We start from the raw sequence: 23,769 nt of genomic DNA, 5'->3' as shown, positions 1-23,769 counted from the left end.
GGGGCTGCTGAGTTCAAGCCATCCTTGGCCGGCCGACGATGCGTCGTGGAAGTGCGCTGGCCTCGCGGGGACGAGTAGGTTCTGGTCTACCTCGTCGATCCCGGCCGGCTCTCCACCCGGAATCGATGGACCTCGGTGTCCCGATTGACGTGCCGGACTCAGCAGCGCCCCCTGGAGGGGTGCAGGATCGGCAGATGGGATTCCGACGCGGAGACAAAGTGATCTCGGCCCGCGAGCTGGCCACCGGCCTGTTCGCCGACCGCTACATACCAGCCGGCACACCTGGTGTGATCGTCGATGTCGACGGCCTGCTCAGCATCAGATACACCGTGACGTTTGCCATCGACCGGGCATTCATGAGCGACGCGCACGAGACCATCAGCCGGCTCGATGAAACCGACCTCAAGGCCCGCTGACCGCCGAGACCCCAGCCGAGTCGTGAGCCGCTCCGTTCTGGGGTCCCTGGCGCGGGGAGTCACTCAAGGTCGGCACCCTCGATCTTCTCGATGGTGGCAATCCAGGGCCTGACGTGGGCGTTCGGGTAGATGTAGGCATCCACCAGCGGGTCGTCCTGGTCGAGTCCGATCTCAATGACGCCGCGATCTGTGACCGCCTTGACATACCCCTCGAGGGTGTTGGTCACACGAATTCGATCTCCGGCCTTGGGGCTGTACGCGCCTGTCACCTAATGAGCGTCTCACGGTGCCGCTTGCTGCATGCGCAGGTCTGCGCTGGTCGAGGGGACGCCCGTCAGTTCGAAGCCAGTCTGGTTCGGCTGGTGTGCTCTCCGACGTCACTCCGCAACTCGCCAGCCCTGAGGCCGCCGCCGAACGCCATCAGCCGGTCCAGCTCGACCGATCTGCCATGTCTCTCACCGGGCGACGCTCTGCAGGTCGCAGCGGACCAACGCCCTCACTGTCGGCCTTCGCTCCTGAGTCCACGGCCAGCTGGTCGGGAAACCTGCACCTCAGTCCGAACGACGTGGTGAACTTGAGGAGCTAGCTCGAGAAGCGAATGGGTCTCGGGTCGACGTCGTCGACCTGGTCCAGGCGAAGGGACGACTGCGCAACCGTGAACGCACGCATCGACGACACCAGCCGTTGCACCGGCTGCAAGTGCTGCCGGGACGGGCGCTGCTACCCGGCTTTGGACTCCGATTGCGTTTACGACGATCTCTACGGCTACCAATGCCCGTGCGTGCGGCCCGATTGGCAGGAAGAGGTTGGTTCGGGGTTGTCGTCTTGGAGAGCGCTGTCGGCGATCGAGCCGGGGGCGCCGCAACGGCCGAATGAAGACTGGTTCGGTGTCGGGCCTGGAAACGGGACCGTGGTTGTGGTCGATGGTGGCACCGCGCGCACTGAGACTGGCTGCAGTCACGGAGTGGCCTGGTATGCGGGGGAGCTCGGGTCGTCGCTGCTGCGCCTGGCGCGGGAGGACTCGCGGCCGGCGCTGGGCCAGGTGCTCGCGGCCGGGATCGATGCCGTCGCCGGCTTGCATCGCGGCTCCTGCGATCTTGGTCATCCCGGGACACCGTCGGCCGCGGCCGCGATCGTCCGGCAGAGTGGGCCTGTGGACTGGGAGTACGTGGTCCTTGGAGACGTCTCAGTTGTTCTCGATACTCCCGACGCGCCTGACGGGCCTGTCGTTGTCGTTGACACCCGGATCTCCGAGTCAGCGAGAGTGGAGCGCGCGGAAGCCGATCAGTGGCCGATCGGTTCGGGCGAGAAGGAAGCCGCGATGATCCGAATGAAGCACGCGGAACTGGCCGCGCGGAATCAGACCTACTGGATCGCGGCCGCGGACCCGCGAGCGGCGGCGCATGGTCTCACCGGCGAGGTCGGCAGCGTGATCCGGCTGGCGGTTCTGACCGACGGGGCGGCCCGGGCCCATTCATTCGGACTCATGACCTGGCCGGATCTCCTTCAGACGATGGACCAGTACGGGCCGCAGCAGATCATCGAGCGCGTGCGTACCGCCGAGAACGCCGATCCGGACGGCCGGCGGTGGCCTCGGAACAAGAAGTCGGACGACGCCACCGCCGTCTACCTCGATCGGCACCGCGGCTGATCCTTGGGTGACTCCGTCGTTATCATCCGCCGCCGTGAACCCTGTGTGCGGTTTACAAAAACCGTTGTGAGTGACCAGGAAACGGCCGCGGATCCGCCGAACGGCTCAGCCTGTGATGCCGGCGGAATCGCCATGCGGACCAGTTGGCGGCCCCGCCGCCGCGGGCGGGCCATTAGCCTGGGTGCATGCAGGCCAAGACAGCCCGAAAGCTCATCCGCTCGGTTCTGGCTGAAGATGTCGAGCCGGACGAGGCGATGGTCGCCAAGGTCGCCGAAACGCTGGTAAAGCCGGTTGGTCCGCCCGGGTCTGTGCGGTGGCGGGCCGTCCGCACCGTGCTGGCCGGCAACGGGGAGCTCACCGAGGAACGCGTCGACGCCGAACAGGAACGACGCCTCGCGAAGCTCGCGGTGCTGAAGGAGAAGGCCAAGCGGCTGGCGGAGGAGTCCGCGGATGCCGCGGTCGCCTATGTCGCGGCGTACCGCGGGACGCACGGCGCCGGCCCGACGTGGGCCGAGCTAGCCCACGAGATGGGCTGGCCGTATGCCGCGCGGAACACGATCATCCGTCACCTCGCGCGCACTGGCAGGCTCCAAACGACCCCTGAGCATCGCTCTCTCGACGTCGGCGCCGCAGCACGCGGGGCGGTAACCACCGATGCGGGCCGCTGATGCAGGCCGCTGAACCGGGCGGTGCCGCGAACTGGGCCTCGCGGGCGGCTGTGCGGGCCGCGGCGGATCTGCTGCGTGACGCGTGGGCGCCGGGACCGGTGGGCCGGATCGACATACTCGGTGAACTTCTGCCGCCGGGATCATCTGCTCCCGCCTGCGACTGTGGCAACAGGGATGCCAACGGCGAACTGCGCCGGGACGGACGGCCGGGCACAGATCCGGCCTGTACCCACACCAGGTTCTGTTACTGCGACCAGTGCGTGCACGGCGACCACCTCGCCCAGGCCACCTGCGCGATGCCGAGATGCGAGCGGCCGACCCGGATCCAGATCACGCGCTGGTCGGTGCGCCCCTGGTCACAGGACCCACCCAGTAACCAGGAGACCGCGGGCGACGAGCCGGCCGGGAATGATCCCGCCAGTGGCCCAGCCACCGGAGACGAGGTGGGGCTCGAAGCGGATGGGACATTCGGAGTGGGCGACAACCTGCGGCAGCATCCGCGGCTGTTCGCGTGCGGAACGCTCCACGCCCGGCAACTGATCGACGATGACCGACGCCGCCACGAGCCGCCCGGCCGCTGCTACTACGAGGCCCGGGGCTGGACGTACGAACCGGACCAGGTCGACGTCACGGCCCCGATCAACCAGGTGCCCGGGCACCTGGACTTCGCGCAGTGGCACGCCCAGACCGCGATGGCCGCGCTGTTCGCCGGCGACCACGAACAGCACAACCAGTCCCTGGCCGACGCCCGGCAATCACTGGCCTGGGCAGTGTCGGCCCTCGCCGCTCACACCGAACAGCTCGAAGATCCTGGGCGCTGACCGCCCGCCAGCACCGGCGATCGCTGGCGGGCGGTCGAGCCGGTCAGCTCACCGCGTCCGCGGTCCGGGCCGTTCCGGGTCGCCGGCGGGAGCGTCCAGTTGCGCGATGCGCTCGGCAGAGCTTCCCTGCGGACCCGGCCTGCGACGTCGTCGGAAAGGTCGCGGGTCGACGTCGAGCTCGATGCGGGCAACGTCGACCAGGTGGTGGCGTCGCGTGTTCATCTCCTGCACGAGATCCTCGAGCTGGTCGGGCTTCCCGTCGCCGTCGCCGACCGCGGCACCCAGCTTGACGATCACGTCGGCACACCGGTCCGCCGCGTCGACGACCTCCTTGCCGCCGATGAACCGGATCACGGTCAGAGCCTCACCGGCCTCCCGAAGCACGCTCTGGATCAGGACCGCCTGCTGCAGTACACGCAGCGGCGCCAAAGGGGCCAGCACCCGCGGCTTGCCGTACTTCGAGACGATCTCCTGCATTGCCAAGGCGACGTCGCTGAGCCGGGACCACGCGGTCGTGTAGGCGGCGAGCCGCTGCTGATGCCACTGCTGGCGGTCGGTGCGCTTCGACAGCCGGCGATCGTTCAACCAGGCTGTCACTGCCGCCAGGACCGCGCCGACCGCAACGCCGATCAGGCTGTCCCACTGGTGCAGGCCGTTCATTCTTCCTCCGAACCCTTCCCGCCTCACCGCCCGGCATGTCCTTTGCCCAGGGCCCCCGTTTGTCCAGCCCGGGAACGCCTGGCACAGCGGCGGACTTGTCCCGACCTCACCCTCCCCGCGGAGCGACTCGGTCAGGCAAACCCGCCGGGAGGTTCCGGGCCGATCGCCGCGTCCAACTGCTCAGCGACGACCAGCATGTCAGCAGCCCGCACTGGTTCACCCGAGCCGATCAGGTCGGCAGAGATCAGATCGGCCACCGCGGCGACCACCGGATCGTCGGGGAGGGCCGCCTTGATGCTCCCTATCGCCGCATCGAGCACCGGCAACGCGATCCCCTGAACCTCCTGTTCCGGGTCCCTCGCGATCAGCGTCCTGAGAGAGCTGATCAGCGCCTCGATGCGCCGCTTCGCGTCATACGGATAGTCAGTCATCGCCCTCCCTGCGCCGGACCCCTAGACCGGGGTCACAAGCATCATCGACGCCGGAGCGGGCCGCGTTACGCGATGAGATCGCGGCGCGCCGGAATCAGCAGCGCCGGTATCTGGGCGGGAACGTCCCCCCGCGACGGGGACGCGCTCACCGACGGACGCGCGGGAACAACCATCTGCTCCGGTTGGTTGGTATCATGTGGGTGCAGGAGGCCCGCGAGGGAATCCCGCAAGCCAGAAGCCCCGCCAGCGTGCGGGGCTTCCGTGCGTCTAGGGCACCCAGAGCCGTCCTGGACGACGCGGGGCTGTACGTGGGTCCAGATCCGCTCATTGGCCCGGGCGGCGCGCTTGTCGGTCCCGGTGTGGGTTCGCTGGCGCCGGTGGAGGAAAGCGATCAGATCGGCCGCTTGCACGAGGCTGGTGCGGGAGGCACGAAGTGGATCGTGTCGACCACCTGTCCGAGCTTGCTCGACAGGTAGCCGGGAGTCCCGTGCTTGCGATAGTCGATCAGGGCCTGGCGGGTGCGAGTCTGCCTCTGCGACTTCGTCGGCGATGAACAGGACACGCTCACGGATCGATCGTGCGTGCTCGTCGACGCGTTCGAGAACGTGCTGCAGTACGACAGTGTGTGGTGGTTCGGGGTAGCTGTAGCGCCGCCGGAGAGCGGGGATGTCGACTCCGCACAGGAAGAGCTTGACCGGGCGCCGGCCGATCGCGGCCATGGCCTTGTCGTAGATGCCGATCCGCGCTCTGACCTGCGGCGCGAGGTCCTTCCAGTCGTCCTTGCCGTTGACCAGGGCGTAGGCGTGCAGTTCGGCGGTGGGAGAGACCGCGTAAGCCGAGGCGGCGTCCTGGACAACCTGGTCGAGTTCGGCCGCGAGCGGGATCGCCACGACTTCGGGCAACCGAGAGCGGCGATGAAGAAGCTGTCGGTGTCGGCTTCTTGGGCTTCAGCACCAAGGTGCCCGACATCATCGCCGCCAAAGCCGGCGTCGGCATGTCCCGGCCGGCCGGTACAGCTCTGGCCGACGCGATCGTGGGCTTCTAGCCGCTGCACTAGTCCGGTCCTACTACTAGTCCTAGCCCTAGTTCGGTACCAACGCTTGTGCAGGCCTCGCCTAGTTGTAGCGGTTGCCTATCGCTGGTGTATGCGCCTACGCTGATGCTGGCGTTTGCGCGCGGAGCCGCGGGCGCTGAAGTATCAGCGCCGCCCCCTCCCCCACCTCCCACTGGTTCCGCCGCCGGCTCCTTGCCAGGCAGCGATCGCCGCGAGGTGACTACGCCGAAAGCTCTTCGTGGGCGTCGTTTCTGTCTGCTGACATGCCGAGGGCCCGAGCGCGGATGTCCGCGGTCTCGGGCCCTTCGAATGGCTTGGTCTGCGACTGTCGTCAGCCGGCGGATCCTGCTGGGTCTCGTTGTGAGTCTGCTTCTGTACTGGCTCTGTTGCCGAATTCAAGCATCGTCAGGCCGGAGTACCGGATGGCGCCGGGGGCACGAGGTCTGTGCTGAGGTGGTCGGTCCAGGCGTTGTAGTCCATGCGCTCTTCGAGGGCAGATGCGAGTCGGTCGTAGTCGATCGTGGCCAAGGCGATGCGTGCACCGTTGGCGTCCTTCTTCTGGTTCTTGATGACCTTGCGCAGCTTCGCGGCCAGGGCACGTTTACGCATCTCTGCGCGGAGCTGAGCGTCCGCGAGCTGCAGTGATTCGGTGCGGCCGAGGCTGCCGGCGATGGCAAGGGTTCTGGCGCGCCACGTAAGTTTCGGCTGCAGGATCCACTGGAGCGGCCCGAAGACGGGCGGTGTACTGGCCATCTGGCCGGTCGCGCGGAGCGTGTCGCGGCGCTGAGCAGCCGACTGCATCAGCCAGCTGCAGTACGCAAAGATCGACAACCCCGTGAAACCCACGGCGGGGAACCACTGCCCCCAGTGCCCCAGCAGGTTGACCCCAGCAGCGACAGCTGCGGCCATGAAGGACAGCGTCCGGTAGCCGTAGGCCTGTTCTCCGAGCCGGCGGCGAAGGTCCGCCTGGTGCGATGTGGCAACACCTCCGAGCTCGATCACCGCGAGAGCGGGCGCCATGAGGAGTGCCCGCACCAACACTGGCCAGCTGCTGGCGAACGGGACGTGGTCGAGTGCTGCCCACACTTGGCCGATGAGCGCGAACAAAGACGCGACGCCGTAGAACGCGTACTGGAGCTTCACTGCGCCTGGCATTGCGGCGCGGTGACCTGCGGTCGGCGCGTCAGTCGGCCTTGCCACGTCTGCCACCTCAGCCACGTCGGTTATGCCTTCGGCCGTGTTTGCCACGGCCAACGGCGGGCTCTGGCCAGCAGCGATGTGGTCGATGGGCTCAGCGGTGGTGGCAAGGGTGTCCGTTGGCGAGCTGGCAGGGGCGGCGCTAGTGGCGCTAGTGGCAAGGGCTGGCGGGCCACTTCGCGAGCCTGCCGCCGATTCGGCGCTCGCAACCGAGCCGGGCTCCGGGCGTGGCAAGGGGCCAGCCGCCGGCGTCTTGATCGGTGGCAAGGGCGCCTCGGAGTGGGGGTGCTGGGCGGGCAAGGACCTTGCCACCGTCTCAACGGTGCTGCCCGGCGCCACGCCCTGCTTCTCCGCCTGCTGCGGGCCCTGCTGGGCTCGCCGAGCGGCGGGTCCGCGGAGTGCCGCTCCCTCCTGGGACATGGTGGACCGGGGGTGGAGTCCCACGGGCAACAGGCCCCGATCGGTCTGAGCGAGCTGGTGTGTGGTGGCGATCCAGACGGCCATGACGCCGGCGATCATGCCGATCGCGAAAGCCTGCGGAGCCGCCGATGGGTCCGTCGTCGTGAGGTCCTGCGGCTGAGCGCTCTGCACGGCCGGGTCGGGTGTGGAGGGGCCTTCGGTCATGGTCGGGGCTGGTTGGGCCCCTGCGGTGGGCTGTGGCGCCGTTGAGGGCAGGTCGAGCCTCAGGGGCGGCTCCGTCGGCGCCGGGGGTTCGGGCCAGCCGGTGCCAGAGCTCCGGTGGCTGAGGACCGGGACGTCGCGGGGTTCAGGGCTGCTGTGCGCGTGGTCGGTATCTCCTGTACTCGAGCCCGCGGGCGCCTCGAGCGTGATGCTTGTGGTGATGCGTTGCAAGCCGGAGTTGTCCTCGGTGACGGCGTGGGATTCATGCCAAGACGGGCCGAGGTCGGATCGGTGGTGTGACGGCCGCGAAGTGCGAACTGCACCGGCAAGCGGTCCGTGGGCAGTGTGCAGCGCGGTGGCAAGATCGGCAGATGTGGCAGGCGCGGCGGGGTCGGCCGTACGACACGCGTGGCCGTCGGCTGGGTGGGTGGCGTGGATGGCAGGGGTGGCGCTGCCATCCAGGCCAGTGGTCCCGCTCGATGGCAGAGCTGGCACGGATGGGGTGGGGTTGCCTGCCGCACCTGCCATGCCTGCTTCTCCGGCGCCTGCCACCGTCCTTGCCATCTCGGTTGAGTCCTTGCCTCCTGTGCCGTTGGTGTTGGTGGCGGCGCTGCTGGCCGGGGTTGGGTCTGCGGGGTCCGAGATGGCAAGGGGCGCCTCTGTGGGCTCCGGCTTCATAGGGTCGACGGTCGCGGGGAGTGTTGGGTCGCCGGATGCGATGTCGGGCACGACGGTCAGCCGGGCGGGGGTTCCGGACTTCATCTCGGTACGGACTTCGCTGAGGCGGTCTCGCCACCAGCGCGCTGACCAGGTGTGGCGCTCGGCCAGGGTTCGACCGGCGAGGCGGCCGGGTCCCTCGAGCACGGAGCCTTGGGCAACGTAGAAGCGGACGATGACCCGGCCGGCCTCTTGCTGTCGTGCCGCGGTGCCGACCGTCAATGCGGGTTCGAGGTCGCCAAGGCTGGTGGCGGTCGGGTTGTCGTTCCCGGTCCGAGCTGCGTCGGCCGGGTTGGGGAGCTGGCTGCCTTCGAGTGTTGCCGCGCTCATGGGTGCTGGGTCTCCGTAGTCGTGGGGTGGGCACTGGCAGCGCTCGCCGGGCTGGATGCCGCGGGTCCTGCGAGCGGGGCGGAGGGAATGGATCGGGGTAGGCAGGTCGGGTTCGGGAGGGCACGCGTCAGGTGATGGGCTCAGGTGATGCGGTCAACGCTCCACTTTCCTGAGGTGAGGGTGAGCCGGACTGTGCTGCTTTGCCGGTCGACGAGTTCGCCGGCGGGGTCGGTGGCGGCCCAGATCGTTGTGACGTCGACGACGGTTGGGGTGGTCTGGTCGGTTCCGGGGGCGGCGACGGCCGCTGCCTGGAGTCTGGGATGGGCCCATCCGCCGGCTTGGAGGTCGGCGTTGAGAGCGGTCCAGGCGATGGCGCGTGTGGTCTTGGCGATGGCCGGGGTGACGGTGGTCATGCCAGCATCGTCGAGGGTTTTCTGGATCATGCTGTCTGGGATTGCGCCGGCCATCGGGTCGCCCTGTGTCGTGGCCGACGGCGACGATGCTGTCGCGTGTGGCCGCGTTGGCGTGGAGGATGCTGATTGCCCGGGTGTGGTCGACGCGGCCGTTGGGCTCGGGTCGACGGGTCTTGACGAGGGTGATGTCGAGGCTGTGTGGACGGGTCCGGAGGGCGCGTCCGGAGACGGCGTGCCACCGATCAGCCAGAGACCGGTTGCTGCGAGCGCGGCGGTTGCCGCGGCGCCGAGGGCGAGCAACCCGATGGCCTTAGGATGATCCGAGCGGCGGTTCCCAGTCGCAGAGGTAGCCACTCACGCTCCAGTAGTAGTAGTGGTGGTCGTGGTGGTGGTGGGTGGTCTGGTCATGCGAGCCTCACCGCGCCCGCGTAGCCGTCGCTCCATACGGGTTCAACTCGGACTTTGGTGCCGGGCCGCGGGGCGTTGACCATTTGCCCGTTGCCGATGTAGATGCCGACGTGGTGGATGCCAGTGCGTGACCCGGTGATGAATCCGAAGAAGACGAGGTCGCCGGGCAGCAACGCTCTGAGCCCGGACGAGGCGGGGATCTGCTGGTTGAGCAGGCCTTGGGCGGCAGCGGTTCTGGGCAGCGTGATGCCGACCTGGGCGGCGGCGTAGGTGGTGAGTCCGGAGCAGTCGAAGCCGGCGACTTTGCGGCCGTCGGATCCGCCCGGGCTGCAGCAGATCCCAGTTGACGGTCCGGAGGCGTTGCCTCCGCCCCACGAGTAGGGGGTGCCGATCTTCTTCATGGCCGCGGCAACGATCAGTGCGCCGTTGGTCGAGCCGCCGATGGACGGCTTGCCCGTGTCGGCGGGCGCGGCCACGTCGAACGCGGAGATCGCCTCGGTGACTTTGGAGACGTACGACCAGGACCGGTTGTAGCCGTAGAGAGCCTGGCGCAGCGCTTCGGGCGTGGAGAAGTCCTTCGCGGTGGTGCCACACAGGTGTACGACTGCGCTGGCGGCGTTGTCGAAGACGTTGTGCGGATCCTTGATGGAGTCGTTGTTGCCGTCGCGACTGTAGGCGCGAAACGAGCTGGGGATGAACTGCAGGACGCCGACGGCGTGGTCGTAGCGCGAGTCGTGGTCCCAGACGCCTTGGTCGGTGTCGTAGACGGGGGTGGTGTTACCGCCGGCGCCGGACCCGTCGAGGGCCGGGCCGATGATCGGCGGGGTGACGTCCCCGGCTTCGCTGATCGCGTGGCCGGCGGCATTGTTCGACTCGATCTGCCCGATCCCGGCCAGGATCTGCCATCTCAGGCCGCGGCAGTTGGGCAGGGTCTTGGCGGCTCCTTCGACGGCCTGCTGGTAGGCCTTCAGCAGCACCGGTGATACGCCCGGGATGGGTGGGGGTGGCTTGGCTTCGGCTGTCGAGCCGCCCCCGAAAATGACGGTAAGGAGGGAGAAGACCAGCACACCGCACAGGGTCGCGATGCCGGCGGCCGCGAGACCGGCGCCGATGATCAGTTTCTTCACGACCCGCTCCCGTCGGCGTTGTTGATGGACTTGAGGTAGGCCTTCATCTGCTCGGCTCGTTTGCGCTGGACTGGCCGCTTCGGGCCGAGCCCGGCGACGACGGCTGGCTCGGACTCCGGCGGCCGGGAAGGTCGTGTCCGGGTTGTCTTGGCGTTGGCGTCTTCGGGCTGGTGCGGCCGCCGTACGGAGGACTGCATTTTGGTCGCGTCGGCCTTCTTGGTGGCATTGACGCCGGCCATGAACAGGCCTGCCGCGGCGACGGCGGGGTGGCTCTTCTTCAAGGCGGCGGTGCCGACCTTGGCCGCGGTCTTGGCAGCGACCTTTGCGGGGCGGGCCCCGACCTTGGCGACACCTCGGGTCGCGGCTTTGGTGTTGTTCTTGTAGGTGCCGGCGTACTCCTTGGCGGCGCCTAGCTTCTTCTTCATTCCCTCGCGGCGCTGCGAGCTGGCCTGCGACCACTTGCCGGCCATCTTCGACGCGGCCGCGGGGTAGCTGACCGGTGCGCCCACCGTGTACTTGGCGGTCGTGCGGGCCGCCTTGCCGAGGGCTTTGCCGGTGGCAACGGTGTCGCGGCCGATCCCGAGGGTTTGCCGTCCGACCGCGGTGTTCTCCATCCGTCCGGTGGCCTTCCCGGCCAGTCCCTTCAGCCGCTTCATGCCTCCGGTGGCCGCCTGTCCGCCTGCGGTTCCAGGGGTTCCGTTCGCGGTCGGCCTGGTGGGCACGGTGCCCGGCGGCCTGGTCGGCACAGTGCCCGGCGGCCGGGTCGTGTTGGGCAGGCTCCACCTCTTGACCGCCGGGTTGATCGACCCCTTGGTGATGGCAGCCGTGAGCTTGGCGGTGTCGCCAACTCCGACGTTGCGGGCGGCGTCGGAGGCAACATTGAGCATGCCGGCGACCCGGGCGGCCAGTTCCTGGTGGTTGCGCCACAGCCGCCACATCACGACCAGCCCCACCAGCAGCAACAGGTCGGCGATGATGAATCGTGCGACCAGAACCATGTTGGCGTTGGCGGCCATGACTGACTTCAGCATGTAGAGGAACGAGCACAAGAACACGAGCAGGATCGGGATCAGCATCACGTGGATCAGCACGTCGGCGATGCTCTTGGCCAGGCCCCTGCGCGAGGTGCCTGGGATAAGCCCGATCATGGTGTGCCACATCAGCTTCAGGGCCGACCAGCTGGCCAGTCCGACGCTGGCCATCATCAGTAGGGTCAGGAGCCCGACAACGAGAGCGAGCAACCCCCCGGTCGGCATCAGGAAGAACTGCGTGGTGATCTGGCCGGCACCGGGGTTGTCGGCGTAGTCCTTGTACGCCTTGTTGCACTTGCCGATCTGGTCGCGGGCCGCCGAGTCGTCACCATACGGTCCGGCCTTCAGCGCATTGTCGTAGACGGGAGCACACGTGGCGTCGCTGTCGATGTTGGCGCCGTAGTTGAGCAGCTGGTGCGGCTGCCGGATGAAGGTGTCGATCAGCACGCCGGAGGTGTTCTGCTTCAGCGCGGCGGGGTCACTGCCTGACGTGGCACCGTTGGTAGTGACCGTGTTGGCCAGCTCGATACCGACTCCGCGGGCGGTGTAGAGCGGCCCGTGGGGTGAGGTCAGCCAGGTGACCGGGTGGGCCAGACCGGTGGTGGCCAGAGCCAGGATGGCCGCGGTGACCAGGAACTCGATGCCGGCACGGCCGTAGTGTCCGCGTGCGACGAAGAATGCGATGCCGACGGCTCCGAACAGGATGCTGGTCGTCAGCAGGTTCGAAGGGCCGATGACGTTGCCTTCGAGGGCGTTGCCGATCCACGTCAGCGGCTTGGTGAACAAGTCGAGCCAGCTGAAGGTGACGGCCCAGTCGAGCAGCCAGGCAATCATGCCGATCCACCAGCGGTACAGCTCCCAGCCGAACATCAGCATGGCGGCCCAGAGCAGCTTGAACGGACTGGACAGGCCTCCTTGGTCGATGTTCAGTTCGTACTGGCTGATCTTGATGCCGTGGGTGTCTTGCAGATCGAACGGCGACATGGCCGGCGCGCTGCCCTTGCCCGTGTCGGCGGCGGCGGTCCCCGTTGTCGCGACGAGCAACAGAACGGTAGTTGTCGCGATCATGGCGCCGATCCGCACAGCGCGCGGGTGCCTCACGGCCGCGGAGACCGCGACGTTGAGGGCGACTTGATGTGGGCTGGTCAGTTTCATCGTCGTTGCAGCTTCGGGGTCGTCAGGATCGTTTCGCGGCGCCTTTCGTTCAAGGGCAGCAGAACCTTGATTCGGGCAAACCGGTTGAGGGAGTCGCGCATGATGCCTTCGCCGCGCCGTTCCGGCCTGACTCCCCCGGCGGACTTCTTGTACTCGTCGTCGTCCTCGACGGGGGATGTCTGCTCGGCGATCAGCTTGACCAGCTCGGGATCGGTATGGTCGAGGCCAAGCCATCGCAGGCCCTTCTTAGCCAGCGATGTGTCGCGGTGACGCATCAGGACCCGCAGCGGGATCAGCGCCGCCAGGGTGCTGACACCGAGGTCGTTCTCGTTGTCCTGGGCTTTGTCGGTGCGGGTGCCGAAGTCCTCGTCCGGGTCGTGGCTACCGAGGAGCAGACCTGCTGCCTGGCGCCGGCCCTGCCGCACGAACTCGATCAGGACCCCCTCGCCCTCGAGGGATGCCGTGATGGAGTGGGTCTCGTCGACGGCGAACACCGCAGGATCGGTGGGATCGAAGCAGATCTGTTCGGCGATCTTGGCGACGAGGAAGAACAACGCCCGGCCGAACAGCTTCTCGATACCCAGGCTGCGGGCCAGGTGAGCGTTCAGCAGCTCGGCGCGGGTCGGTTGCTTGGTACCGCGGGTCCAGAACACGATCGCCCGCGAGTCCAGGTCCAGCGGCGGCAGCGTCGGGTCGAACACTGTCCGGGCCACCCCGGCTTCGGGGGTGTCGAGGTCGGCGAACACGGCCATCCGCCGGGCCAGGTCCTTCGCGCCGGGGATGTCGCAGTCGGAGTTCAGATGCGCGAGCAGCTGCCCGAGGGAGTCGATGGCATGGGTCTTCAGGTAGGTGGGCTTGAGGAGGTCGGTGAGCAGAAGCCCTTCATCTCGGAGCAGTTCGATGTCGAGCAGCATCGTCAGGAACGTCTTGGCGATCTGGCCGCCGGCGATCGGGCCGAACAGCCTGAGCGGGTCCAGGCCCCAGGCCGGGTTCTGGACGTCGACGACCTTGGCTCCGGCGACGGAGGAGGCGAAGACTCCCCACTCCCCATCGCGGGTTCCATCGGTGGCCACGAACCGGCCGCCGCGGTCGACGACGTCGCCAACGATCTTCTTCATGGCGACCGACTTGCCGGCGCCGAGCTCACCACAGATGGCCATCGATCCGGACATGTCGCGCTCGGCGTTGCCGGTGATGTTGAACAGGACCGGCGTGGGACGGGGGGTTGTGATGTTCAGGGCGAACATCGCTCCGAGGCTGTCGCCGATCTCGGCGGAGATGACCGGCATCGCTGTCGCCGCGGTCGCCGCGGGTGCGATCTGCTGGCACTCTCGAACCAGCGGAAGCTGAGCAAGTGAGACCCCGAGCATCGTGGCCCACCATTGCTGCGTCTGTGAGCCGGGTGGCCGTACGACCTTGAAACCGTTGTCACGGAAGTAGGTCCGCAAGGTGACCGCTGCGTCGTCGGCTTCCTCGGCGGTAGCACCGGAGCAGATCAGGACCGTGGCGCAGTCGACCTCGACCTCCTGGTCGTTGGCGAGCATCAGTTCTTCGTACTCCTGCATTGCCATCAGCGACTTCTGGAGCTTGCCGGTTGCGGTTTCGTCGTTGGCCCGTTGCCCGACCTGGTCCTGCAGGTTGTTCTTGATGCGCTTGTTGCGGCGCAGCACCTCTTGCTGTGTCCGGACCCGCCCGCGGATCGCCCAGTCGACATCGACGCCGGACTCGTCGATCCGGCCGAGGAATTCGCTGCCGATCTCGGCCACCCCATGGGCCGGGGTGTCGGCCAGCAGCAGCAGGGACTGGTAGGCCTCCTCCTCCGTGTCGGCGGTGACCTTGAGGAAGCGGCGGGCCAGGGGGTTGAACAATTCCCGGCGCCCGATGTCGCCGCGAGCTCCTTCATCGAGATTCGGTGTGCCAAGGGCTCCCGCACCATGCGAAAGGAGCTCATCGGTGATCTCGCGATCGCCGATCGGTGAGGGGAACCCATCGAACCCGCCTCTGGTCTGTGCGCGGCGATGGATCCAGATCTGCTCCGCGGCGGTCGCCGGCGTTGCGAAGAACGATGGCGGCAACTGGGCGCGGACCTCCTCGGCGCGCTTCAGGTAGCGGCGCGCCGTCCTCGTGCCGATGCCGTTTCGCGGCAACCCGACGGCATCCACCAGCACCGACCAGGCCGCGCGGGTCGCCGACTGGATCACTCCCACCGCACCGCCTGCCCGCAGCGGAACCGACAGATAGTGCAGACGCTGTTCGACCGGCGAGTCTGTGAGCAGCTCGAGGGTCTCCTCGCACTCCGCGGCCCACGCCGGTGACGACTTGACGTCGACGCCGTGCAGCATCATCTCCACGACCTGCGTGGGGTCCTTGGGAGCAAGCAGGCCCTGCATCAAGAACTCGCCACGCAGCGACCGGTAGAGCTGAGTGTGGTGGTCGCGGACCGCGAACTTGTCATCCAGCGACTGGTATCCGTACGGCAAAGGCTTGAGACGCCACGTCGCCCACACGGTCCCGTCGTGACAGAACGACAACTGGTCGACGATGTTCATGATCGGGTGCCGAGTCATCGATGTTCCCCTTGGTTGATTGCGGCCAGCAGCGCCTCGACGCCGGTATGACGTACCGCCAGCGGCATGCCGCTGGGCACAACTGCAGGCTCGGGCTCTGCTTCAAGCACTGGCCGGGAGACGAGCGCGGCGGTCGCCGCCGGCTCGGCACGGGCTACCTGTGCCGGTACGACGACGGCGCTCGCTTCCAAGCGGAGGTCGGCTACCGGGTGCGGCGATTGGCTGCATTGCACGACCAGGTGGCCATGGATTCGCTGCGGTTTCGGGACGGTCACCCGGCGCCCGTTCGAGCGGCCCCATCGCGGCTGGGTCAAGGCCGACAGGAGTCCACCGGCCCACAGGATCGGGTTCCGGTCGTCGGGCATCTGGCCTGCGACCCACGCGAGGCCGACCGCGACGCCCAGGGAGATGCCGCCGTCGAAGATCCAGCTGCCCGTGCCCCACATCCCGCGTGTCCACCACGCCAGCGCCGCGGTGATCGGCATGACGAACGCCTGGACCAAGGTGTATGGGCCGCCCTTGATCATGGTTCCGTCGTGCATCCGGCCGATCAGCGAGGGAACACGGCGGGCCGCGGTGAACCAGCGGACTCCCCTGACTTCCTTGACCATGTCGCAGCCTCGGGTCAGATTCCTGCGCGTGAGGCGACCTGGACCTGCGCGATCGCCGGCGCGCCGTTGTTGAGGTCCTCGGTGACCTTCTTCCCACCCCAGACGAGGCCGCCGACGACCATCGCCTCCATGAGGATGCACATGGCGGCGACCGAGAGCACCGCCGCGATGGTTCGCTTCATCGCGGACACCACGACGAACAACAGGATGGGGAACACAACCCCCGCGGTCTTCGCCAAGGTGCCGAGTTCGCCGATCTGCTTGTTCGCCCACCCGGTGAACCCGGATCCGTCGGCGATGTCCAGTGGGACCGTCGCGATCATTGAGAGCATGGTGTGCATGTCGTTCTTCTCCGTTCGTTGCGTGCGTTAGCGCGTCGTTGTTGGTGTGGTCGGGTTGGTTGAGGCGGTCGGACCTGCCGGCACCTTCGGAGTACTCGGCATGTTTTGCCCGGTCGTCCGCGGCCTCCTGATTGCCGGTGCGAGGTCGATGGCGGTGACTTCCCACCGGCCACCGCGGGCTTTGAGAGTCAGCGCGTACTGCGTGGTGATCGACCGCTTCGCGGCGTCGGTGCCGACCACGGTCGCCAGGACGCTGGCCTGCTTGCCGTCGGCCGGCGGCACCTCGTCGGCCAGGCCCGCGACTGTGCTCAGGTCGACTCGCGCGTAGGGGGCGGGAACAATCTCCTCGATAGGCGCGCCCGGCGAGATGTATCGGGTGACGTCGCCTTGACCGGTCAGCAGCGCCCGCAGGAAGGCCAGGACTGCTGTTGAGGTAGCACCGGACGGCGTGAACGTCGACCGGTACGGGTCGTCTGCAGCTCGCTCGATCGATGGCGCAGCCGCCGGCGCCGGCAGCGCCAGGGCGATCAGTGACCCATCGCGGTCAGATACCTGGACGGGAACGGCGTAGTACCGCGGTGTCCCTTCGACTGTCGCGGCCACGGTCACCTTGAAGATGCCGTTCACTGAGGTCGGCGTTACGTCCGCGGTCGTCGCGGTGTCGACGCGGGTCGGCTTGTCGGGCAGTTGCAGGCTGGAGTTGTCGAACAACGCGCCGAGGTCGCCCGGTTTGGCTCGGGTCGCTCCGAGCCAGGACCGTACGACACGCTGCGCGAACTGCCCGACCCTGGCCGCGTCCTGCGCCGTGAGAATGTCGGACTTCGCAGCGGCGCGGACCTTGACTGGCCGGGTCGCCGCCGCGGCCGCAACGAACAGGCCGACCGGGCCACACAACACGGTCGCCGCAAGACCGATGTGTGCGAGCTTGGTCGTCATCCGCTGGCCGGCGAACACGACGGTGTCCAGTTCACCTGACTCCTCCGCGGCGTCCTTCTTCCGCCGCAGCTTCTGCCAGATCCCGGAGGGCTCGGCCGCGTCCGGGCCGTCTTCGCCGGCCTGGATGTCCTGGATGTGCTCGTCGTCCAGCGGGCCAGCGGACGGGAGGACCGGCTGGTCCTGCTTCCTGGGGCGTCCGGTCAGCTTCATCCGAGCTCACCAACTGCCGTGTCGGCCACCAGCTCGAGATGCCCCGAACTCCCTGTCGTCTCCGACAGGTCGGCCATGAGGTCCGTGCGCGTCGCACGCACCTGTCCGGCCTTCGCGTTGAGAAAGGTCCGAAGCTCCGCCTCGGAGTCGGGGTCGTCCGGGTCGAGGATCAGCCGAGCGAGCAGGTCGAGCATCAGGCCCCGCTGCGCGGCGTACGCCGCAGCGCTGTACGCCGCGTCTTCATGGCTGGTGCGCTGTCGGATGGCCTGTTTCGGGTGACACATCTGCGGCTCCTTGCTCGGTAGGTCCCTCTATCTGCAGAAGGCCCACACCGAGCTAGGTCTGTGACAGATCGCGTCGAACTTTTCCCCGCCACCGCCGCTGGCCCCGCCCTGACCTGCGGTTTTCCTCCCTCTGACTGCGGTTGCGAAAAGTGGCAAGGGTCGCCGTGCTGATTGGCAAGGGTTGTGGCAAGGGTGATTTTCGACGGTGGTGGCGACCCGAGAAGGAGAGCCACCGATGTCGACCCTCACTGACGCTGTCGCCTCGAAGACTGGCGCTGAGTACCGCCTCACGCACTCGCTCAACAGCGAGTGGAGGCTGCTCTGCACCTCCCCCGACGCTCACCGCGAACTGGCGCAGTGGCGCCAGACCGAACCCGCGCTCTCCTCGGCCGAGACCCTCGAAGATCTCGTATCGCTCGTCGCGGACAACCCCAACCCCACACACGCGGCACTGATCCGGCGTGCCCAGAACGGGTCAACCTTGGCTGGCAGGTGCGTAATTCAGCTGATGCTGCCCAAGATCGCCCGCATCGCCCGCTCCCAGGTCCGCGCGACGGTTGACTTCGACGAGGCTGCCGCTGCGGTGGTAGCTGCCATGTGGGCACAGATCATGAAGTTCGCCCTCGCCAATAACCCGCCCTCCATCGCTGGACGTCTGGCCCTCGACAGCCTCAAGGCAGTCACCCGAGCTGCCGACCATGACCATTTTGAATTCAGCCACAGCAACGTCGTGATCAGCTACAGCGACCCGGAGAACTTCCACTCCGTCGACACCCTCGAGAGTGTGCAAGTCAGGAACTCACTGGACAGGAACGCCGGCATCGAGGTTCTCGAGGTCCTGTCGCGAGCGACCCAGCGCAAGGTCATAACGACCGACGAGGCTCGACTGCTGGCCGAGGTGTACCTCAAGTCTGACCACCGGTCTAGCGAGGCCGTGGCGCGTGAGCTCAACATCTCGTCCGCTCTTCTCCGCCAGCGTTGCAGCAGAATCACCCGCAGGCTCCGCGCCCACGCCGAACTGCTGGCTGCCTGACTCCTCGCCCCCCAGGTCTGCTGACCTTTGAGATAGGTTAGCGATATACGGAGGCCAGGTTTCGGCTAGTGCAGAGCTAGGCCTGTGATTGGCGATCGCTACAGCATGAGAAGCCAGCGCCGATTCCAACGACGCCACGATCGTTCGTCTGTCCCCGCACTGGCCGTCACCTCTTCAATGTCCCCAGACCGGCATACTCAGTGCGCATCCGGTCTGCATGTTGCAGTAGCAGATGGATTGCATGGGGTCTCCTGTTCGGAAGCCGAACGAACGCGGTCGACACCCGGATGTCGGCCGTGGCTAGGCCGAGCATCACCATGGTCTGCGGATTCACACGATCCTCGTCGACATCGATCATGAGCTCGTCGAGCCATTCGCGGTCACTGTCCTTCAGGCCGTGGCGTTCGGCCTGGGCGTTCAGGTCCACGACCAGCTCCTTGAGTTCTGGCCAGTTGGCCCGCAGCCAGACCACGTGCGCCGCTGGCGAGTCCTCCGTGCCTGCTTGCTCCTGCTCTGCTCGACGGTGCGCCCGCATGAGCTTCTCATCAGGCCGACCTTCCTCGCCCAACAGAGCGGTCAGGCGGTCGATGCGGTCCTTGACGCCCTGCTTACCGACACCAATGAGCCCACCGATCTCGTTGAGGAACATCCCGGCCTCGACGGCAGCCTTCAAGAAGTGGAGCTCGCGCCGCCGGTCTTCCCACCACATCCAGTTGGTGAGGACGATGGCGTCCTTGGCGTCCTTCAGGCGGACCTCCGAAGGGACGTTGTTCCCGCTGTGCCGCATCAGGTAGTCCAGAACTTCACCCGGGGCAGAGTCGGGCGCGTCCGGGAGCAGATCGCGGCTGCGGTCGTCGATTTCGGCCCGGCGCCGTGCGATGCGAATGATGGCTGCGGAGACCTCGGTTTGCGCCACTCTCGGCCGCGTCGACATGGCCGTCAGTATTTCACTGACGGATACGGCGCGCTCTAAGCCACACCCGAGCTCGCCGGGCGTACTGGAACGACAAATGGGCCGAATCCACGGCATCATCGCGCGGATCCGGCCCACTCCCCTGCCTCGAGTCAAGCCTGGACGCTCAGCTCCATTGCAGCCCAGGCAACCTCCGACCAGGATCCGACCTTCAGGTGCGCCTGGGCGTCGTCGAGCTCATCGCCGATCCCCGCGAACCACCGCTCAGGCATCGCGACCCAACCCTCTTTGTCCTCGGGAATCCTCGGCGCGACGACACCGGCACGCCGGACCGCGTTGACGCGCTCCTTGAGCATCGCTGCCGGCCGGCCGCTGTCCTGCAGCTCGAGGATCACCTCCATCCGGGTATAGACCCGGTTGGACAAAGCGGCACGCACGCAGCGAGAGACCAGGTCGCTTCTCTTGAGGCCGGCCTGCGTCGCCACCGAGTCAAGCACCTCGGTCTCGGCGTCAGTCAGATAGATCGAGTTCAGGCCCTTCTTACTTCTCGGCTGCGGACTCTGCCGCGGGAACAGCCCACCCGTGGTCTCCTGCACAACCGGCGCCCGGTCCGGAAGCTCGGCGGCTTCCTTGTAATGCGCATTCACAGCATCGAGGACGATGTCGGTGTAGCTGCGGCCCTCCGCAGCCCGCGCCATCACCAGCACGCGCTCGACATCGCTCGGGATGTACACCGACCGGGCAGTCCTCACCTGCTTCGCTGAGGTCTGGGCGGCCTTCTTCGACGTTCGACCAGCCCGCTTCTTCGCGGGAGCGCTCCCGCCGTCGTTGCTCGACGTCGCGCTGCCGCTGGTCTGGCCGGTCTCGCCGCCAGAAGTCTGTTCGGGAGCGCTGGATTCCGGAGACGCTCCTCTCGGACTTTCGGGGTCGTCGACCTGATCCTGCGCCTTGGCCTCATGCTTGCCCTTGCGCTTGCCACCAGACGTCTGGTCAGGTTCGTGATCGCCTGCCGTGCCCTCGTCGCGACCTCCTGAGCCCACGGGGGCCTTCGGCTCCTCCAGCGCGACCGGAGTTGGCGCCTGCGGCGCAACGACTGACGCCTGAGGAGGAGCCATCTGGCTCAGCAGGGCCTCCACGTCCTCCATCCCCGGTGCCTTGGTACTCATTTCGTCTCCCCTATCGATCCGCGGCGGTCATGTCCGCCTCTTGCGTCTGCGCTGCCTGTTCGAGCTTCAACCGTTCAATGGTCCAAATCATCCTGAGCAGCTCGGCGGCAAGCTTGGAGTAGTCCTCGGCAACGTTGGCCGTTGATCCCGAGCGCTTCTGAGTCCGCAGCCCGGACACGTCTTCGCCGTCCTTCTCCCGGCGCAGAATCTCGAGGACACTCGGGCCACTGAGATCCACAACGGAAAGCTCCGACATCGTGCGGCCTTCCCTGCGGGCATCCACAGCCGGCCGCTCGACATGCCGGATCGTGGATTTCAGCACTGGCGGGATTCCGTTCCGGGCTTCCGCGAAGGCCTCCGCGTTCAGTTCGGCGATGTCGCTTCGCGTCTGCTCATTCAGCTTCGTTGCCGACGCCCCGATATCGAAGAGGAGGACGCCGAGGACTTGCAGCGCCTCATTGGTCAGCTGCGCCCGCTTCACCTCTTCAGCAAGTGAGTCGAGGCCGTCTTCCCATGAACCCGGATCGGACTTGGTCGGCGCGACGACGTATCGGGCGGCTTCCAGCGCAAGCGTCCTCAACACCATGTCGGAGGGCGGGCAGTCGATCAGGATGAGGTGGTACTGGCCCGCGAGCGGCATCAACAGCTGCGCGAGCTTCGTCTCGTAGGGCTGCTTCATCATGACCGCCATGACACCCAAGGCCACAGGCACAGGCTTCAGGGCCCCGCCGGCCGGGATCACGTCGATCTGGCCGCCGTTGGCATAGCTCCTGACGCCCGTCAAGGGAACGTTCAGGGGCGACCCCGTGGTCAGGGATGCGGCGAGGCCCGTGCCGAAGTCATCGCGCGGGTCAGCGGCCAGCCCCTTGGCGACCTTGCTCGGCCGGTATCCGAACTCCTTGCCGAGGTTGCCCTGTGGGTCCAGCTCGAGAATCAGTACCTTGAAGCCCCCGCGCGCGTACTCAACGGCAAGGTTCGTCGCGCAGCTTGACTTGCCCACGCCACCCTTCTGGTTGATCAGCGCGATAACACGGCTAAGCAGGTTGCGGTCGATCACAACTTCCGCGGCGGTTGTCGTCATCTCAGATGTCACTCCAGCTCTGGGTACTTCCCGGACGGATTCCTGCGTGCCATGCAAACGTTAGTGCGGCATCTGCATCTGGCTCATGCTCATGACGATTGCGTGTCGGACTGGCGAACATGGGTGTCTGGCCTCAGGTGCAGGCAGCGCATCGCCGTGTAACTACACGATGGCACCTGCTGGTCTCTACTTCGTGCCGGACCCGCCGGTTCCGAACTGTGTTCAGATTGCCGGTCACAACTGCTCTCTGCAGGTGCTGTCCTGACGTTCGGGCCCAGGCTTCATCTGCTGCCTGCGGGTTCAGAATGCCTGTTCCGCCTGCAACTGAGACATGCGTGCCGTACGGTCGCTTCGCACCGTCGGTCGCAACACGCGGTCGACACATGACTGTGGGTCTTGCGTGCGCCAGGGGCGTGTCGGGCGTCCATGTATCGCCGTCGTTCATGAAGCGCACGTGAGGACCACTTGTGTCACCTGAGGACCCACACTGCGTCTGGCATCCGCAGGCGCAGCCTTCGATCTTCACGCGGGTGTTGCACATGATGGCGACAGGTGTCTGGGCCACATGGAGGTGCAGCCTCCAGGTGTCACATGCAACTGGAAACACGCATGCATGACACACGTCAGCGAACGCGCTTGCCAACACGTGGTCCAACATGCCGGTAACGCTATCACTGCACACCTTCGATTGCCCAGCGCAGTTGACGCCACCCCTCACAACACAGAGTCCACACGTGCAGCCCGCGATAGCCATCTATCACTGCATTCGCCACCAGCATTGACAGCACATGTGTCACACCAGCAGTCTCTACACACGATTAGCCGCGCTGGGTCCACACGGCGGTTATCACCATCATTCACCACCATCATTCACCACCATCATTCACCGCCATCATTCACCACAGGCAGGCCCCAATCAGCGGCCAGACACAATGGGGGATGTGACTCAGCGCCTCTCTACGGCTTCGGAGACACGGGGCTACCCCAGACATCGCATCAAGGCCCCAAATCAGCTCAGAAGGCCGCCCAGGACCCTGCCGGAGGCGTCCAGGCATCGCTCGCGCAACTTCAATCGCTACGCCCAGCCATCGGAGGGGGAGCGCCGCGTAAGACCAACCTCCGCCGCAGCAGAAGCGTATCCAGCAGGGAGCGCAGTCCCGGACAGCCATCTGCAGCAATAGGTCAGCCCGCACTCTCGCAGCATGTCACAGCCACAAGGTGCTCGAGGTCCGACACCACAGCCCACAGATCCACGACGATGCGATGCCCGCCCGGGGACCTTCATATCCGCCCGCGGTCACCTTGCGCGCTCCACACGGGCACATGCTGAGCACCAATCGAGGACCCAGCCTCGCCGGATTCGCCCCGCAGGCGACGGCACGCCTGGACTCAGATCGCAGCATCACCAGGCCCGGCCGGCAGCCCCGGATAGCTACTTCCGACCCGGTTCAGCATGATCATTCGCTTGAGCCCAAGCGCCCGAACAGAAGTCGCTTGGAGTAGGAGCGCCGACAGAGCCTCGCGCTGAGGCCCACCCGGGCCGCCGATGAGAGTCGCGCAAATCCTCAAGGGCTCACCCAAGCGACATCAGAGCCAGAGGGCGCGAGGCTCGATCATCTCGAGGGCACCGGTCACCACCCCGGTGACCACATCGTGGGCTGGGGTGCATCCCAGCCGAGCCTGTCGAGCGGGTAGGTGGAGCCCAACCTGAACCAGAGGCGCGACCGAGCCCACTCCCCCCTCTGATGTCGAGATGCAGCCAAGATGAGCCGGAGTTCCACCGCGCAGTTGAGCCGGCGCCACGGGCTGCGGGCATCAACCAGCACCAACAAGGCCGAACGGCACAGCTAGCTCAGCTATCCAGCAGCATTGGCTCATCTTCGCTGCATCTCGACATCTGATTAGTCGGGCCGCCGGAGGATCACCG

At 66.8% G+C, this 23,769-nt stretch carries 21 protein-coding genes; 5 read left to right on the top strand and 16 right to left on the bottom strand.

Translation table 11 applies throughout. The features are described 5' to 3' along the window. Nucleotides 1-194: 194 nt before the first annotated feature. Nucleotides 195-416, top strand: a complete 222-nt coding sequence (locus tag ACFV9C_RS42605) for a hypothetical protein (RefSeq protein ID WP_380203414.1) — start codon at nt 195-197, stop codon at nt 414-416. 59 nt (nt 417-475) lie between these two features. Here the strand turns inward: ACFV9C_RS42605 and ACFV9C_RS42600 are convergent, their stop codons facing one another. After that, nucleotides 476-685 carry a hypothetical protein gene (locus ACFV9C_RS42600; RefSeq protein ID WP_380203412.1) on the bottom strand — a complete coding sequence of 70 codons (210 nt, stop codon included), beginning with the start codon at nt 683-685 and terminating at the stop codon, nt 476-478. A 386-nt stretch (nt 686-1,071) separates the two neighbouring features. On the opposite strand from ACFV9C_RS42600, the gene ACFV9C_RS42595 reads away from it, so the two are divergent. The 3 genes from ACFV9C_RS42595 to ACFV9C_RS42585 all read left to right on the top strand — a co-directional run bounded on the left by ACFV9C_RS42595 (nt 1,072) and on the right by ACFV9C_RS42585 (nt 3,556). Then, the gene (locus ACFV9C_RS42595; RefSeq protein WP_380203410.1) at nt 1,072-2,067 is read left to right on the top strand and encodes a hypothetical protein; all 996 of its coding nucleotides are present in this window, start codon (nt 1,072-1,074) and stop codon (nt 2,065-2,067) included. A gap of 185 nt (nt 2,068-2,252) precedes the next feature. Further along, complete coding sequence (locus ACFV9C_RS42590) at nt 2,253-2,735, top strand: hypothetical protein (RefSeq protein WP_380203408.1); 483 nt, start codon at nt 2,253-2,255, stop codon at nt 2,733-2,735. After that, entirely contained in the window at nt 2,735-3,556 is an 822-nt protein-coding gene (locus ACFV9C_RS42585; protein ID WP_380203406.1) for a hypothetical protein, read from the top strand. Before ACFV9C_RS42590 ends, ACFV9C_RS42585 begins: the two co-directional genes overlap by 1 nt. Nucleotides 3,557-3,604: 48 nt before the next feature. Here the strand turns inward: ACFV9C_RS42585 and ACFV9C_RS42580 are convergent, their stop codons facing one another. From ACFV9C_RS42580 to ACFV9C_RS42525, 12 genes are all read right to left on the bottom strand, one after another. Continuing rightward, nucleotides 3,605-4,216, bottom strand: a complete 612-nt coding sequence (locus ACFV9C_RS42580; protein ID WP_380203404.1) for a hypothetical protein — start codon at nt 4,214-4,216, stop codon at nt 3,605-3,607. Between the two features lie 131 nt (nt 4,217-4,347). Next, on the bottom strand, nt 4,348-4,647 hold the full coding sequence (locus ACFV9C_RS42575; protein WP_380203402.1) for a hypothetical protein: 300 nt from the start codon (nt 4,645-4,647) through the stop codon (nt 4,348-4,350). Between the two features lie 65 nt (nt 4,648-4,712). Next, nucleotides 4,713-5,537 (bottom strand): hypothetical protein, encoded by an 825-nt coding sequence (locus tag ACFV9C_RS42570; protein ID WP_380203400.1) that lies wholly within the window; start codon nt 5,535-5,537, stop codon nt 4,713-4,715. A gap of 569 nt (nt 5,538-6,106) precedes the next feature. Beyond that, nucleotides 6,107-6,844, bottom strand: a complete 738-nt coding sequence (locus tag ACFV9C_RS42565; protein ID WP_380203398.1) for a hypothetical protein — start codon at nt 6,842-6,844, stop codon at nt 6,107-6,109. Between the two features lie 1,862 nt (nt 6,845-8,706). After that, the gene (locus tag ACFV9C_RS42560; RefSeq protein WP_380203396.1) at nt 8,707-9,033 is read right to left on the bottom strand and encodes a hypothetical protein; all 327 of its coding nucleotides are present in this window, start codon (nt 9,031-9,033) and stop codon (nt 8,707-8,709) included. 350 nt (nt 9,034-9,383) lie between these two features. Next, nucleotides 9,384-10,514, bottom strand: a complete 1,131-nt coding sequence (locus ACFV9C_RS42555) for an NlpC/P60 family protein (protein ID WP_380203394.1) — start codon at nt 10,512-10,514, stop codon at nt 9,384-9,386. Next, nucleotides 10,511-12,613 (bottom strand): hypothetical protein, encoded by a 2,103-nt coding sequence (locus ACFV9C_RS42550; protein WP_380203392.1) that lies wholly within the window; start codon nt 12,611-12,613, stop codon nt 10,511-10,513. The genes ACFV9C_RS42555 and ACFV9C_RS42550 overlap by 4 nt, the downstream gene beginning before the upstream one ends. An 83-nt stretch (nt 12,614-12,696) precedes the next feature. After that, a complete protein-coding gene (locus ACFV9C_RS42545) occupies nt 12,697-15,267 on the bottom strand; it encodes an ATP-binding protein (RefSeq protein WP_380203390.1) in 2,571 nt (856 codons plus the stop codon). Next, nucleotides 15,264-15,878 carry a hypothetical protein gene (locus tag ACFV9C_RS42540; RefSeq protein ID WP_380203388.1) on the bottom strand — a complete coding sequence of 205 codons (615 nt, stop codon included), beginning with the start codon at nt 15,876-15,878 and terminating at the stop codon, nt 15,264-15,266. Before ACFV9C_RS42540 ends, ACFV9C_RS42545 begins: the two co-directional genes overlap by 4 nt. A 14-nt stretch (nt 15,879-15,892) precedes the next feature. Beyond that, on the bottom strand, nt 15,893-16,201 hold the full coding sequence (locus tag ACFV9C_RS42535) for a hypothetical protein (RefSeq protein WP_380203386.1): 309 nt from the start codon (nt 16,199-16,201) through the stop codon (nt 15,893-15,895). Between the two features lie 45 nt (nt 16,202-16,246). Further along, a complete protein-coding gene (locus ACFV9C_RS42530) occupies nt 16,247-17,365 on the bottom strand; it encodes a conjugal transfer protein (RefSeq protein WP_380203384.1) in 1,119 nt (372 codons plus the stop codon). Continuing rightward, nucleotides 17,362-17,649 (bottom strand): hypothetical protein, encoded by a 288-nt coding sequence (locus ACFV9C_RS42525; RefSeq protein WP_380203382.1) that lies wholly within the window; start codon nt 17,647-17,649, stop codon nt 17,362-17,364. The genes ACFV9C_RS42530 and ACFV9C_RS42525 overlap by 4 nt, the downstream gene beginning before the upstream one ends. A 235-nt stretch (nt 17,650-17,884) precedes the next feature. Here ACFV9C_RS42525 and ACFV9C_RS42520 point away from each other — a divergent pair, with 235 nt between their 5' ends. After that, nucleotides 17,885-18,682 carry a hypothetical protein gene (locus ACFV9C_RS42520; protein WP_380203380.1) on the top strand — a complete coding sequence of 266 codons (798 nt, stop codon included), beginning with the start codon at nt 17,885-17,887 and terminating at the stop codon, nt 18,680-18,682. A 166-nt stretch (nt 18,683-18,848) separates the two neighbouring features. Here ACFV9C_RS42520 and ACFV9C_RS42515 read toward each other — a convergent pair whose 3' ends face one another. The 3 genes from ACFV9C_RS42515 to ACFV9C_RS42505 all read right to left on the bottom strand — a co-directional run bounded on the left by ACFV9C_RS42515 (nt 18,849) and on the right by ACFV9C_RS42505 (nt 21,842). After that, nucleotides 18,849-19,616, bottom strand: coding sequence for a hypothetical protein (locus tag ACFV9C_RS42515; protein ID WP_380203378.1), 768 nt, complete (start codon nt 19,614-19,616; stop codon nt 18,849-18,851). A 131-nt stretch (nt 19,617-19,747) separates the two neighbouring features. Further along, nucleotides 19,748-20,740: a hypothetical protein gene (locus ACFV9C_RS42510; RefSeq protein ID WP_380203376.1), complete on the bottom strand. Its 993-nt coding sequence runs from the start codon at nt 20,738-20,740 to the stop codon at nt 19,748-19,750. A 31-nt stretch (nt 20,741-20,771) separates the two neighbouring features. Continuing rightward, the gene (locus tag ACFV9C_RS42505) at nt 20,772-21,842 is read right to left on the bottom strand and encodes a ParA family protein (RefSeq protein ID WP_380203374.1); all 1,071 of its coding nucleotides are present in this window, start codon (nt 21,840-21,842) and stop codon (nt 20,772-20,774) included. Nucleotides 21,843-23,769 lie beyond the last annotated feature (1,927 nt).

The sequence above is a fragment of the Kribbella sp. NPDC059898 genome, from assembly GCF_042730855.1.
Taxonomy (GTDB): Bacteria; Actinomycetota; Actinomycetes; order Propionibacteriales; family Kribbellaceae; genus Kribbella.
The sequence above is the reverse complement of the archived record's forward strand: the minus strand, read 5'-3'. Positions and strand labels throughout refer to the sequence as shown.

Excerpts from the sequence above, each read along its gene's own strand:
- ACFV9C_RS42605 (WP_380203414.1), top strand. The coding sequence starts at position 195 with ATGGGATTCCGACGCGGAGACAAAGTGATCTCGGCCCGCGAGCTGGCC.
- ACFV9C_RS42590 (WP_380203408.1), top strand. The coding sequence starts at position 2,253 with ATGCAGGCCAAGACAGCCCGAAAGCTCATCCGCTCGGTTCTGGCTGAA.
- ACFV9C_RS42585 (WP_380203406.1), top strand. The coding sequence starts at position 2,735 with ATGCAGGCCGCTGAACCGGGCGGTGCCGCGAACTGGGCCTCGCGGGCG.
- ACFV9C_RS42580 (WP_380203404.1), bottom strand. The coding sequence starts at position 4,216 with ATGAACGGCCTGCACCAGTGGGACAGCCTGATCGGCGTTGCGGTCGGC.
- ACFV9C_RS42575 (WP_380203402.1), bottom strand. The coding sequence starts at position 4,647 with ATGACTGACTATCCGTATGACGCGAAGCGGCGCATCGAGGCGCTGATC.
- ACFV9C_RS42560 (WP_380203396.1), bottom strand. The coding sequence starts at position 9,033 with ATGGCCGGCGCAATCCCAGACAGCATGATCCAGAAAACCCTCGACGAT.
- ACFV9C_RS42550 (WP_380203392.1), bottom strand. The coding sequence starts at position 12,613 with ATGATCGCGACAACTACCGTTCTGTTGCTCGTCGCGACAACGGGGACC.
- ACFV9C_RS42545 (WP_380203390.1), bottom strand. The coding sequence starts at position 15,267 with ATGACTCGGCACCCGATCATGAACATCGTCGACCAGTTGTCGTTCTGT.
- ACFV9C_RS42540 (WP_380203388.1), bottom strand. The coding sequence starts at position 15,878 with ATGGTCAAGGAAGTCAGGGGAGTCCGCTGGTTCACCGCGGCCCGCCGT.
- ACFV9C_RS42535 (WP_380203386.1), bottom strand. The coding sequence starts at position 16,201 with ATGATCGCGACGGTCCCACTGGACATCGCCGACGGATCCGGGTTCACC.
- ACFV9C_RS42530 (WP_380203384.1), bottom strand. The coding sequence starts at position 17,365 with ATGAAGCTGACCGGACGCCCCAGGAAGCAGGACCAGCCGGTCCTCCCG.
- ACFV9C_RS42525 (WP_380203382.1), bottom strand. The coding sequence starts at position 17,649 with ATGTGTCACCCGAAACAGGCCATCCGACAGCGCACCAGCCATGAAGAC.
- ACFV9C_RS42520 (WP_380203380.1), top strand. The coding sequence starts at position 17,885 with ATGTCGACCCTCACTGACGCTGTCGCCTCGAAGACTGGCGCTGAGTAC.
- ACFV9C_RS42515 (WP_380203378.1), bottom strand. The coding sequence starts at position 19,616 with ATGTCGACGCGGCCGAGAGTGGCGCAAACCGAGGTCTCCGCAGCCATC.
- ACFV9C_RS42510 (WP_380203376.1), bottom strand. The coding sequence starts at position 20,740 with ATGGAGGACGTGGAGGCCCTGCTGAGCCAGATGGCTCCTCCTCAGGCG.
- ACFV9C_RS42505 (WP_380203374.1), bottom strand. The coding sequence starts at position 21,842 with ATGACGACAACCGCCGCGGAAGTTGTGATCGACCGCAACCTGCTTAGC.